The 12,189-nt window shown below is 74.6% G+C and carries 10 protein-coding genes; 6 read left to right on the plus strand and 4 right to left on the minus strand.

The annotated features are described in order from the left end of the window. Nucleotides 1–46: 46 nt before the first annotated feature. From ACFFXY_RS22505 to ACFFXY_RS22520, 4 genes are all read left to right on the plus strand, one after another. Nucleotides 47–2,575 carry a glycoside hydrolase family 2 protein gene (locus ACFFXY_RS22505; RefSeq protein WP_382356040.1) on the plus strand — a complete coding sequence of 843 codons (2,529 nt, stop codon included), beginning with the start codon at nucleotides 47–49 and terminating at the stop codon, nucleotides 2,573–2,575. Nucleotides 2,576–2,632: 57 nt separating this feature from the next. Next, on the plus strand, nucleotides 2,633–4,723 hold the full coding sequence (locus ACFFXY_RS22510; RefSeq protein WP_382356042.1) for a glycoside hydrolase family 36 protein: 2,091 nt from the start codon (nucleotides 2,633–2,635) through the stop codon (nucleotides 4,721–4,723). A 114-nt stretch (nucleotides 4,724–4,837) separates the two neighbouring features. Next, nucleotides 4,838–5,734: an RNA polymerase sigma factor SigJ gene (gene sigJ / locus ACFFXY_RS22515; RefSeq protein WP_382356044.1), complete on the plus strand. Its 897-nt coding sequence runs from the start codon at nucleotides 4,838–4,840 to the stop codon at nucleotides 5,732–5,734. A gap of 12 nt (nucleotides 5,735–5,746) precedes the next feature. Then, nucleotides 5,747–6,100, plus strand: coding sequence for a DoxX family protein (locus ACFFXY_RS22520; protein ID WP_382356046.1), 354 nt, complete (start codon nucleotides 5,747–5,749; stop codon nucleotides 6,098–6,100). On the opposite strand, the gene ACFFXY_RS22525 is transcribed toward ACFFXY_RS22520, so the two are convergent. Next, nucleotides 6,097–6,846 carry a TetR/AcrR family transcriptional regulator C-terminal domain-containing protein gene (locus tag ACFFXY_RS22525; protein ID WP_382356048.1) on the minus strand — a complete coding sequence of 250 codons (750 nt, stop codon included), beginning with the start codon at nucleotides 6,844–6,846 and terminating at the stop codon, nucleotides 6,097–6,099. The genes ACFFXY_RS22520 and ACFFXY_RS22525 overlap by 4 nt on opposite strands. Before the next feature lie 81 nt (nucleotides 6,847–6,927). On the opposite strand from ACFFXY_RS22525, the gene ACFFXY_RS22530 reads away from it, so the two are divergent. After that, complete coding sequence (locus tag ACFFXY_RS22530; RefSeq protein ID WP_382356050.1) at nucleotides 6,928–7,614, plus strand: SRPBCC family protein; 687 nt, start codon at nucleotides 6,928–6,930, stop codon at nucleotides 7,612–7,614. Here the strand turns inward: ACFFXY_RS22530 and ACFFXY_RS22535 are convergent. Continuing rightward, nucleotides 7,611–8,177, minus strand: coding sequence for a TetR/AcrR family transcriptional regulator (locus ACFFXY_RS22535; RefSeq protein WP_382356052.1), 567 nt, complete (start codon nucleotides 8,175–8,177; stop codon nucleotides 7,611–7,613). The genes ACFFXY_RS22530 and ACFFXY_RS22535 overlap by 4 nt on opposite strands. Nucleotides 8,178–8,277: 100 nt before the next feature. On the opposite strand from ACFFXY_RS22535, the gene ACFFXY_RS22540 reads away from it, so the two are divergent. Next, a complete protein-coding gene (locus tag ACFFXY_RS22540) occupies nucleotides 8,278–9,468 on the plus strand; it encodes an MFS transporter (RefSeq protein ID WP_382356054.1) in 1,191 nt (396 codons plus the stop codon). 12 nt (nucleotides 9,469–9,480) lie between these two features. Here the strand turns inward: ACFFXY_RS22540 and ACFFXY_RS22545 are convergent, their stop codons facing one another. Together ACFFXY_RS22545 and ACFFXY_RS22550 are read right to left on the minus strand one after the other, a co-directional pair. Then, on the minus strand, nucleotides 9,481–10,983 hold the full coding sequence (locus ACFFXY_RS22545) for a molybdopterin-dependent oxidoreductase (protein ID WP_382356056.1): 1,503 nt from the start codon (nucleotides 10,981–10,983) through the stop codon (nucleotides 9,481–9,483). Between the two features lie 56 nt (nucleotides 10,984–11,039). Next, on the minus strand, nucleotides 11,040–12,164 hold the full coding sequence (locus tag ACFFXY_RS22550; protein WP_382356058.1) for a trans-sulfuration enzyme family protein: 1,125 nt from the start codon (nucleotides 12,162–12,164) through the stop codon (nucleotides 11,040–11,042). Nucleotides 12,165–12,189 lie beyond the last annotated feature (25 nt).

The following is a 12,189-nucleotide window of genomic DNA, read 5'->3' on the forward strand; positions in this document are numbered from 1 at the left end:
CGGCGCTCCCGCGAGAGACCGCACCACCACGACCATGAGGACCCATATGACCTTCCTTCCCGCGACGTTCCGTCCGCTCCACGAGGGCTGGACCCTGACCGCCGCAGCGCTCCCCGCGGACGCCGAAGCGGACGCCGCCGCGCTGGCCGCCGGCGTCCCGGCCGCCGTCCCGGGCGAGGCGCACCTGGACCTGCGCCGCGCCGGGCTCATCGCCGACCCCTTCGACGGCGACAACGAGGCCGCGCAGCAGTGGATCGGCGACACGTCCTGGCGGTACGAGACGGTGTTCTCCTGGACCGACGACGGCGCGGACCGCCACGACCTCGTCGCGCTCGGCCTCGACACCGTCGCCGCCGTGTCGCTCAACGGGACCGAGGTGGGCCGCACGCAGAACCAGTTCCGGTCCTACCGCTGGGACGTGCGCGGCCTCCTGCGCGAAGGGGCGAACACCCTCGCCGTGGTCTTCGCCGCCCCGGTGCCCGAGGCCGCCGCGCGCGCCGAGCGCGACGGGGCCCTGCCGCACACCAACCACCACGCGTACAACCAGCTTCGGAAGATGGCCTGCTCCTTCGGGTGGGACTGGGGCGTGGACGTGGCGGGCGCCGGGATCTGGAAGCCGATCGGCCTCGACTCGTGGTCGGGGACCCGCGTCGCGGGCGTGCGGCCCCTCGTGGACGTGGTCGAGAACGCCGAAGGCGGCCACGACGGGGTCCTGCGCGTCCACGTGGACGTCGAACGCGCCCGAGGCGACGGCGACGTGGACGTGCTCGCGGTCCTCACCGACCCCGACGGCTCCCCCCTCGAAGCCGCGGCCGCCGTCCCCGCCGGGTCCGCCTCGGCCGTCATCGAACTGCACGTCCCGGACGTGCGCCGCTGGTGGCCCGTCGGCCACGGCGAACAGCCGCTCTACCGCGTGGACGTGGCCGCGGGCCAAGGGGAGTGGCGGGGCCGCGTCGGCTTCCGCACCGTCGCCCTCGACACCGCCCCCGACGCCGCCGGGGCCCCGTTCGACCTCGTCGTCAACGGCGAGCGCGTCCTCGTGCGCGGCGCCAACTGGATCCCCGACCACGCGTTCCTCACCGAGATCGACCGCGACCGGTACGCCCGCCGCGTGGCCGACGCGCTCGACGCGAACATCAACCTCCTGCGCGTGTGGGGCGGCGGTGTCTACGAGTCCGACGACCTCTACGACCTCGCCGACGAGCACGGCCTCCTCATGTGGCAGGACTTCCTGTTCGCCTGCGCCGCCTACAGCGAGGACGACCCGCTGCGCTCCGAAGTGGAGGCCGAGGTCCGCGAGAACGTCGCGCGGTTGAGCCCGCACCCGTCCCTCGTCCTGTGGAACGGCAACAACGAGAACACGTGGGGCTCGGTCGACTGGTCCTGGGCGCACCGCCTCGGCGGCCGCGGCTGGGGCGACGCCTACTACACGGAGCTGCTCCCCGCGATCCTGTCCGAACTGGACCCGACCCGGCCGTACTCGCCCGCGAGCCCGTACTCCTTCGGCGACTACCGCCACCCCAACGACGAGCGCTACGGCTCCATGCACATCTGGGACGTGTGGAACCGCGTCGACTACACCGAGTACGCCGACTACCTGCCGCGCTTCGTCTCCGAGTTCGGCTTCCAGGCCCCGCCCGCCTGGTCGACCCTCGCCGCGGTCGTCCACGACGAGCCCATGGACCCCTTCGGCCGCGAGATGCTCGTCCACCAGAAGGCCCACCAGGGGAACGCGAAGCTCCAACGCGGCTGGCAGGGCCACCTGCCCGACCCGGAGTCCATCGAGGACTGGCACTGGACCACGCAGCTCAACCAGGCCCACGCGATCCGCTTCGGCGTCGAGCACTTCCGGTCCCTCACCCCCCACAACACCGGCACGATCCTGTGGCAGCTCAACGACAACTGGCCCGTGGTCTCCTGGGCCGCGGTCGACTTCAACGGACACCGCAAGCCGCTGTGGCACGCCCTGCGCGACATGTACGCCCCGCGCCTGGCCACGCTCCAGCCGCGCCCGTCCGAACGCGCGCGCGCCGAGGCGTGGGAGGGCCTGCCGCCCGAGCGCGACGCGCTGGCACTCGTCCTGGTCAACGACACCGGCGAGGACTACACGGGCGCGTTCGCGCTCGTCCGCGAGTCCTTCGATGGGACCGTGCTCGCCGAGGCCGCCGTGGAGGCGACGGTGCCCGCGCGCGGCGCCGAGACCGTGTTCGTGCCCGCCGAGGTCGCCGCGTTCGGCGACCCGAAGGCCGAGGCCGTGGTCGCCGTCTGCGACGACGGCGCGTTCGCCCCTGCGTTCCACTACGGCGCCGAAGTCGTGGACCAGCGACTCGACCCGCGCCCGCTGCGCGTCGAAGCCGTTGCGGCCGAAGGACACGTGGACCTGCGCATCACCGCGGCCTCCCTCGCGCGTGACGTGTGCTGCAACGCCGACACCGTCGATCCGCTCGCGAAGGCCGACCGCGGCATGATCACCCTGCGCGCCGGGGAGACCGCGGTCATCCGCGTCCAGACCCCCGCCGGAGGCGACCCCGACGCGTTCGCCGCCGCCCTGCGCTGCGCCAACGACCTGCTCTAGCACCGACGATCCGCCGCCCGGCCCGCGAGGCCGGGCGGCGCCGCGAGGAGACACGCCATGCGATGGTCCACCGGAGACTTCGACCTCGACTTCGCCACCGGCGCCGACGCACCGGTCACCCTCACCGCGTTCACGCCCGCCGGGACCCCGCCGCGCCCGGCCCCGGCCACCCCGCCGCTCGTCGAAATCCAGGCCCTCGGCCACGGCCGCTTCCCCGGCAGCCACCGCTACACCTGCACCACCGTCGGCGCGCGCCTGCGCTACACCGGCCACGACCTCGCCGACGGGACCCTGCGCCTCCACCAGCTCGACCCCGTCACCGGCCTCCACGCCACCAGCGTCTTCGCGCCCTCCCAAGGCGCCGTGCGCACCTGGACCGTCCTGCGCGCCGGAGACCGGCCCGTCACCGTCCAGGCCGTGACCTCCCTCGTCCTCGGCACCTTCCTCAACGCGGACACCACCGTGGACGACCTCGACGTCCTGTGGGGCGACAGCGACTGGGTCGCCGAGTCCCGCTGGCACCGCGCCCCGCTCCGCGAGGCGGGCCTGCCCGCCATGGACCCCGCCGTCCACCACCACATGAACCGCGCCCGCATGGCCGTCACCACCCGCAGCTCCTGGTCCACCGGCGAGCGCCTCCCGACCGGCCTCGTCGCGGGCGCGGGCGCCGCGCTGGCCTTCCAGATCGAGCACAACGGCGCCTGGCACTGGGAACTCGGCGAGGACCGCGCCGGCGCGTCCCTCGCGCTCCTGGGCCCCACCGACGCCGAGCACCAGTGGAGCGCCACCCTCGCCCCCGGCGACGCGTTCACCTCCGTGCCCGCCGCGTTCACCCTCGCGCACGACCCCGACGACCCGGTGAGCGCCGCCCTCGCGAACCTCACCGCCCACCGCCGCGCCCTCACCGCCGCCAGCGGCACCGCCCGGCTCGACGGCCCCCTCCCGGTGGTCTTCAACGACTACATGAACACCCTCATGGGCGACCCCACCGCCGCCAAGATCCTCCCGCTCGCCGAGGCCGCCGCCAAAGCCGGCGCCGACCACTACTGCATCGACGCCGGCTGGTACGACGATGACGACGGCGGCTGGTGGGACGCCGTGGGGGAGTGGGAGGAGAGCCGCTCGCGCTTCCCCGACGGCCTCGGCGCCGTCCTCGGCCGCATCCGCGAACTCGGCCTCGTCCCCGGGATCTGGCTCGAACCCGAAGTGGTCGGCGTCCGCTCCAAAACCGCCGACGCCCTCCCCGACGACGCGTTCTTCCAGCGCGGCGGCCACCGCGTCGTCGAGCACGGCCGCCACCAGCTCGACCTGCGCCACCCCGCCGCCCGCGCCCACCTCGACGCCGTCGTGGACCGCCTGGCGGGCATGGGGATCGGCTACTTCAAGCTCGACTACAACATCATGCCCGGACCCGGCACCGACACCGGCGGCCTCGCCCCCGGCGCAGGGCTCCTGGAGCACTGCCGCGCCTACCTCGACTGGCTCGACGCCGTCCTCGCCCGCCACCCCGGGCTCCTCGTCGAGAACTGCGCCTCCGGCGGCATGCGGGCCGACTACGCGACCCTCTCCCGCCTCCACCTCCAGTCCACCTCGGACCAGCAGGACCCGCTCCTGTACCCCGCCATCGCCGCCGCCACGCCCGCCTCGATCCTCCCCGAGCAGGCCGGGCACTGGGGCTACGCGCAGCCCGAGATGAGCACCGAGGAGTCCGCGTTCACCCTCGTCGCCGGGCTCACCGGCCGCCTGTACCTCAGCGGCCACCTCGCCCGCATGGGCGAGGAGCAGCTCGCGCTCGTCGCCACCGCCGTCGCCGCGCACCGCGACCTCCTGCCGCACACCGCGTCGGCCGTCCCCTCCTGGCCCCTCGGCCTCGACCACCGCGGCCCCTGGCAGGCGTTCGCCCTCCACACCGATGCCGCGACCGTGGTCACCGTGTGGCGCCTGCCCGGCGCCCCCGAGACCCTCGAACTCGCCCTGCCCTCCCTGCGCGGCCAGCACGTCACGTGCGACCAGGTCTTCCCCGCCCCCGGCACGCCCGGCACCGGCGCATGGAGCACCGCCTGGAACGCCGCCGACGGCGCGCTGCGCATCGCCACGGACGTCCCCGCCCCCACCGCGCGCGTCCTGCGCCTGACCAGGAGCGCCTAGGATGCTGATGGCCGAGGCTGCGGCCTCGGTCACAATCCGCGCCCGGATGTCACAGAACCGGGGCCCATTCGGCTCTCAGATCGGCAACACCACCCGCCGACCGAGGAGGCCCCCGTGGACCCCGGCACCGAACCGGACACCGCGACCGCGGTGTTCACCGACCACCGCGAACTGCTGTTCGGCATCGTCTACGCGATGCTCGGCACCGTCGCCGACACCGAGGACGTGCTCCAGGAGACCTGGCTCTCCTGGGAGGCCCGCTCCCACGGCGCGCCGATCGACCACCCCCGCGCCTACCTCGCGCGCGTCGCGATCAACGCCGCGCTGGCCCGCCAGGACGCCGTGCGCCGCCGCCGCGAGACCTACGTCGGGCCGTGGCTGCCCGAACCGGTGCCCACCGGGCCGGACCGCACCGCCGACGACACTGCCGACCGCGCCGTCCACGTCGAGTCGGTGTCCATGGCGCTCATGGTGGTCCTGGAGTCGCTGACGCCCGCCGAACGCGCCGTGTTCGTGCTCGCCGACGTCTTCGGCTACGGCCTCGGCGAGATCGCCGCGATGCTCGGGCGCACCCCGGCCGCGGTCCGCCAGACCGCGCACCGCGCCCGCGGCCACGTCCAGGCCCGCCGCCCCAAGTACCGGATCGACCCGGCCGTCCACCGGCAGGTCACCGAGCGGTTCATGGCCGCCGTCTCCGGCGGCGACCTCGACGCGCTCATCAATCTCATGGCCCCCGACGTGGTCCTCACCTGCGACGGCGGCGGCCTCGCCCCCGCGGCCGGGCCGCGGCCCATGCACGGGCCCGAGCGCATCGCCGAGTTCCTCGCCGGCCGCTTCCTGCGCCGCGGCGAAGGGCTCTCGGTCGGCTTCCAGCCCGTCAACGGCTCCCCGTCGGCCCTCATGGTCCGCGACGGCGCGGTCGTCGGCGTCCTCATGCTCGACCTGCACGGCGAGACCGTCACCGGCGTCTACGCCGTCACCAACCCCGAGAAGCTCACCCGCCTCCACTGAACGGAGCCACCCATGTCCACGCTCTACACCATCCTGCTGCTCGTCGGCGGCCTCGCCAACCTCGGGTCCGGCATCGGCGCCGCCGTCCGCCTCAAGGTCATCCTGCCGCTCATGGACGGCGCGCACGTCCCGCAGTCCATGCTCGTCTTCCCCATCGGCGTCCTCAAGATCGCGGGCGGCCTCGGCCTGCTCGCCGGGCTCGCCTACCCGCCGCTCGCCCTCGCCTCCGCCGCGGGCCTCATCCTGTTCTGGGCCTGCGCGGTCCACACCCACATCCTCGCGAACTTCTGGCCCAAGGAGACCGTCGGGACGTTCTCGTTCCTCGGCCTCGCCATCGCCACGCTCGCACTCGGCCTGGCGCTCTAGCCCTTCCGGCCCTTCCGCGCGACGAGGTCGCCGATCCCGACGAGGAGCCGTTCGAGCCCGAACTCGAACGAGGAGTCGTGGTCGGCGTCCCCGTCGCGTTTGGCCTCGGCCGCGACCCGGTGCGCGGTCGGGAACCGCTCGGGGTCCAGCACCAGGTGCAGGAACGGCTCGTGCGCCCGCCAGAACCGCTCCTCGGTGCGCCCCGCCCGCTCGTCGCTCTCGGCCTGCCGCTGGAACCGGGCCGCGCCCGAGACGAAGCTCGTCAGCGACATCACCGCGGCGTTCATCTCCGCGGCGCTCAGCCCCGTCCCCTCCAGCGCCGCCAGGTCCCGGTCGTACTTCGCGGCCACGTTGGGCCCGAACGCGGGCCGCGCCGCGGGCAGCTCCAGCAGCCACGGGTGCCGCAGGTACCGGTCCCGGTCCCGCCGCGCGACGGCCGCGCACCGCTCCCGCCAGTCGCCTTCCCCCGCAGGCGCCTGGGCCGCGTCGGCGAACACGTGGTCGAGCATGAGCGCGTACAGCTCCCGCTTCCCCGGCACGTGCGTGTACAGCGACATCGTGCCCGCCCCGAGCCGCTCGGCGACGCTGCGCATCGTCACCGCCCCGATCCCCTCGGCGTCCGCGATCGCCACCGCCGCCTCGGCGATCGCGCCCACGGTCAGGCCGCTCCCGCGGCTCGGGCGCTCGGCCGTGCGCCACAGCAGCGGCAGCACGGCGGCGGGGTCGGGCCATCGTTGCGAGTTCACGCGCCGATCCTAACGCCTTGCCGTACCCGGTACGCCTGCCGTATGTTGTACGGTACTACGTACGACAACGGAAGGAACCCCATGTCCGCCATTCGATTCCTGCGCTGGAGCCCCGACGCCCGCCCCTCGGTCCTCACCCTCGAACCCGGCCCCGCCCCCCGCCTCACCGATGCCCCCGCCCCCGACGGCCTCGTCGACCTCGGCGCCGCCGGGATCGCGGTCCTCGACGGCGGCGCCCTCGACGACCCGACCGACTGGCTCGCCTCCGGCGCGGCCCCGCTCGGCGCGGTCCTCTACACCGGGCCCGGCCCGGGCGACCTCCTCGCCGCCGTCAGTGAAGGCCGCACCGACGACCTCGCCCCCACCCAGGCCGCGGGGGAGGTCCACGTCGACGCGGCCCCTGACGCCGTCTGGTCGGTCCTCGCCGACGTCGAGCGCTGGCCCGAGGTCCGCGGCGACGTCCGCGACGTCGCCGCGGACGGCCCCGCCGCCCCCGGCGCGACCTTCACCTGGAGCGCCGGGCCCAACCGCGTCACCTCCACGTTCGGCGCCGTCGAGCCCGGGCGGCTCCTCACCTACGTGAGCACCAGCGCGGGGGCCCACTTCACCCACGTCTACCGCACCGAGCCCGCCGACGGCGGCACCCGCCTGTCCTGCAAGGAGACCCTCGCGGGCCCGGTCGTGGCCGCGCTGCTCCCCAGCGCGGCCCTCCAGGCCGGCGTGGACACCTGGCTCGCGGGCGTCAAGGCCGCCGCCGAGTCCCGCTAGGCCGGGTCGAGGGCGCCGACGATCGCCCGGACCGTGGCGGCCACGAGGTCGCGGTCCAGCGGGGCGCGTTCGAGGACGCGGTGGATCGGCCACCCCTCGATGAGCACGTCGAGCGCGGCGCACACGTGCGTGGGGAAGTGCAGCTTCAGGCTCTCGCGGCTGCGCAGGAGCCACGTCCGGAGGATCTCCATGGCCTCCGGGCGGTGGTTCGCGTAGGCGTACATCTCGAAGATGAGGGTCATCTCGCGGGAGGTCCCGTACTCGGGGCCGCAGATGAGCTGCACGACCGCGGCCTCGGCCTCGGCCCGGGTCGCGGCCCCCTCCAGGGTCGCCCGGTAGTGGGCCGACATGGTGTCGGCGAGGCGCGCGAACGCCTGCGCGAGCAGGTCGTCCATGCCCGCGAAGTAGTACGTGAGCGACCCGAGCGGCACCCCGGCGCGGGCCGCGATCCGCCGGTGGGTCGTCCCGTGGACGCCCGAGGCGGCGACGACGTCGAGCACGGCGTCGAGGATCCGCTCCCTGCGCCCGGGGTCGTTGGGGACCTCGCGCCGTGTTCCGCCCATGTGACCAATCTGCCACAGCCGGGGACGCGGCCCGGCCGCCCCGCCCCCGCAAGTGTGTACGGTTGTACAGACTCGTCCTCGTCCCCGAGAAGGCTCCCCCGTGACCGCTTCCGTCCGCACCCGCAGGAACGCCCTGTCCGGCCTGTTCTTCCTGCCCGGCATCACCATCTCCTCGTGGGTCACCCGCACCCCCGACGTGCGCGACCTCGTCGGCGCCTCCACTGCGCAGATGGGCCTCATCCTCTTCGGCCTCTCCATCGGCTCCATGACCGGCATCCTCAGCTCCGGGTTCTTCGTGTCCCGCTGGGGCACGCGCCCGGTGATGATCGCCGGGACCCTCGCCATGGCCGCCGCGTCCGGGGTCATCGGCACCGGCGCCCACTTCGGCTCCGGCCTCGTCGTCGCGATCGGCCTGGGCCTCTTCGGATGCGGCATGGGCGGCGCCGAGGTCGCCTTCAACATCGAAGGCGCCGAGGTCGAACGCCTCCTCGGCCGCTCCGCGATGCCCCTCATGCACGGCTTCTTCAGCCTCGGCACGGTCGTCGGCGCCACCGCGGGCATGGTCCTCACCGCCGTCGCCTTCCCCGTGGTCGCGCACCTGTGGATCGCCGCCGCGCTCGTCGTCGCCGGGCTCGCCGTCGCGATCCGCCCCGTGCCCTCCGGCGTCGGCCGCGTCGTTCGCGCCGTCGCCGCCGAGCGCGCGCCGCGCCCCGCGGTGTGGAAGGACGTGCGGCTGCTGCTCATCGGCGGCGTCATCCTCGCCCTCGCCATGGCCGAGGGCACCGCCAACGACTGGCTCCCGCTCCTCATGGTCGACGGCCACGGCTTCGACGCCGCCCTCGGCTCCGCCGTCTTCGCGATCTTCGCCGCCGCCATGACGGTCGGCCGGTTCATCGGCGGCCGCTTCGTGGACCGCTACGGCCGCGTCGCGGTCCTCGCCGCCTCCGCCGTCGTCAGCGCCGCGGGCATGGCCCTCGTCGTGTTCGTGGACAACCAGGCCATTGCGGCCGCCGCCGCGATCCTGTGGGGCCTGGGCGCCTCCCTCGGCTTCCCCGTCGCGATCTCCGCGGCCGGGGACTCCGGCGAGCACACCGCCGCCCGCGTCGGCCTGGCCGCGACCATCGGGTACGTCGCGTTCCTCGTCGGACCGCCCGTCCTGGGCTTCCTCGGCGAGCACTACGGCCTGCGCTCGGCCCTCATCGCCGTCCTCGTCCTGGTCCTCGCGGCCGCGTTCATCACCCCGGCCGCCCGCCGGACCGAGGCCGGCGAGCCGGTCGCGACCCGCACCTGAGACGCAGGGCCGTCAGCCGACCGTGACGTCCACGGTGTGCAGGCCGGTGGCGCCGTCGGGGATGACCCCCTGCACGGCGCTGGTCTGGACCTCGCCGTCGCCGTCGGTGGCCCTGACGGTGAGCGTGTGGTCGCCCGCGGGCGCGTCCCACTCGTAGCGCCACTGGCGCCACGTGTCGCCGGTGGCGACGTCGGACAGCTCGCACGGCAGCCACTCGCCGCCGTCGATTCGCAGGTCCACGGCGCTGATGCCGCGGTGCTGGGCCCACGCGACCCCGGCGACGGCCACGGTGCCCGTCCCCGCCCTGCTCCTGGGGGTGTCGATGCGCGACTGGGTCTTGATCGGGCGCGGCTCGGACCAGCCGCGGGTGATCCAGTACGCGTCGTAGCTGTCGAACGTGGACAGTTCGAGTTCGGTGAGCCACTTGGTGGCAGAGACGTACCCGTACAGGCCGGGGATGACCAGCCTTGCGGGCCAGCCGTGGTCGAGGGGGAGGGGCTGCCCGTTCATGCCGACGGCGACCATCGCGTCGCGCCCGTCGAACACGAGCTGCGTCGGCGACCCGGCGGTCCACCCGTCGGTCGAGCGCGAGACGAGCTGGTCGGCGGCGGGGTCGGGCCCAGCCTCGGCGAGCAGGTCGGCGAGGGACACGCCGAGCCAGCGCGCGTTGCCGACGAGGTCCCCGCCGACGGGGTTGGAGACGCACGCCAGGGTGATGTCCCGTTCGATGAGCTCGCGGCCCAGCAGGTCGTCGAAGGTGAACGTCAGCTCCTTGTCGACCATGCCGTGGACGCGCAGGGTCCAGGTGTCCACGTCGACCTGCGGGACGGTGATCGCGGTGTCGATCCGGTAGAAGTCCCCGTTCGGCACCCGGTACGGCGAGAGGCCGTCCACTTTGAAGTCGGCGACCGGCCCCGGCTCGACGGCGGGCGCGTCCGCCTCCGGCAGCTTGAGCGCGTCCCGCTGCGCCTCGACCCCGGCGGGCCCGGACCGCCCGGCCCACCACGAGCCCGCGAACCCGGCCGCGGCGACCCCGCCGAGCACCATGAGGAACCCGCGCCTCCCGGACTCCTCGCCCTGGGACCTGCCGCCCCACAACTGGAGTCCGGTGATCGCGACGGCCCCGGCGAGCAGCGAGGGCACGACGGCCTCGGCGCCGAGTCCGGGCCTGGTGAACGCGGCGGCCGCGCCGACGAGCGCGAGCACGGCGACGGCGGCCCGCGCGGGCCACGGGCGCGTGCGCCACAGCAGCCCGACGCCCGCGCCGACGACGGACACGCCGATGAACAGGCCGAGGATGAGCAGCGGCTTGTCGAGGGTGCCGACGAGTTCGATGAACCAGTGCGACACTTCGAGCGGCACGACGCCGATCACCGCGTCCGACAGCGCCGACAGCGGCGCCGAGCGCGGCTCGTAGAACGCGGCGGCGAGATGCCCGAGCGCGAGTCCCGCGACGGTGGCGAGCAGACCGGCGGCGGCCCAGGAGCGCGGCGATGCGTGTTGCGTGGTGTTCACCCCTCCATCTTGAACCGCCCCGGGCCCGAATGCCTCGCGGTACTGCTTACGTTCCGCTAAACAAGCGCGGGGGACTGCGCGAGCGCCTGCGCGAAGTCCGCCACGAGGTCGTCGGCGCCCTCGATGCCCGCGGAGAAGCGCACGGCCTCGCCGGACATGTCGCCCGCCGCCGCACCGAGGTCCAGGCGGGTCACCAGCGACTCGACGCCGCCGAGGCTCGGCGCGGCGTACGGCAGCCGCAGGGCCTTCACGATCGCCTCGGCCGCGCTCGCGCCGCCGTGCGGGCGGAACGCGAGGACCGACCCGAACCCGTCGAGCAGCCCGGCCGCGCGCCGGTGGTCGGGGTGCCCGGGCAGGCCCGGGTAGCGGACGGCGGCGACCGCGTCGTGGCCGTCGAGGAGTTCGGCGACGGCCTGCGCGTTCTCGTTCTGGCGCCGCACGCGCAGCGCGAGGGTCTTGAGGCCGCGCGCGAGCAGGAACGCGGCGTGCGGGTCGAGGCTCGCGCCGTAGGAGCCGAGCACGGCGGCGACGCGCGCGATCCGCTCGCGCGAGCCGGTCACCGCGCCCGCGGTGAGGTCGGAGTGGCCGTTGAGCGCCTTGGTCGCCGAGTGGCACACCAGGTCGAAGCCGACCGAGTGCGGCCGGAACACCACCGGGGTCGCCAGCGTGTTGTCGATGAGGGACGTCAGGGCGTGCGCGCGGGCGAAGCGGGCGGCACCGGCGAGGTCGCCGACGGCGGTGAGCGGGTTGGTGATCGTCTCGGTGAGGAACGCCTTCGTGTTCGGGCGCAGGGCTTCGCGCCACGCCCCGGGGTCGCCGGGGTTGACCAGGTCCCAGGTCCAGCCGAGGCGGGCGGCGTGCTCGGTGAGGAACCGGTGCGTGCCGCCGTAGAACTCGCCCGCGGCGATGAGGTGGTCCCCGGCGGCGAGGACGCTGTGGAGCGCGGTCGTGATGGCGCCCATGCCCGAGGCGGTCGCGACGGCCGCCTCCGCGCCTTCGAGGGCGGCGAGCCTGCGGTGCAGGTGCCGCTGCGTCGGGTTCGTGCCGAGCCTGGAGTAGGGGGCCTCCCCCCGGTCGGTCTCGAAGACCGTGCCCTGGAAGAGCGGGAAGACCACCGAGCCGCCCGCGGCGGGCCGCGGTTCGCCGCCGTGGACGGCCAGGGTCTCGAACGTGTCGGTCATGCCGCTGAGGCTACGGCCGCGGCCG

Source organism: Glycomyces mayteni, assembly GCF_042428885.1.
GTDB lineage: Bacteria > Actinomycetota > Actinomycetes > Mycobacteriales > Micromonosporaceae > Glycomyces > Glycomyces mayteni.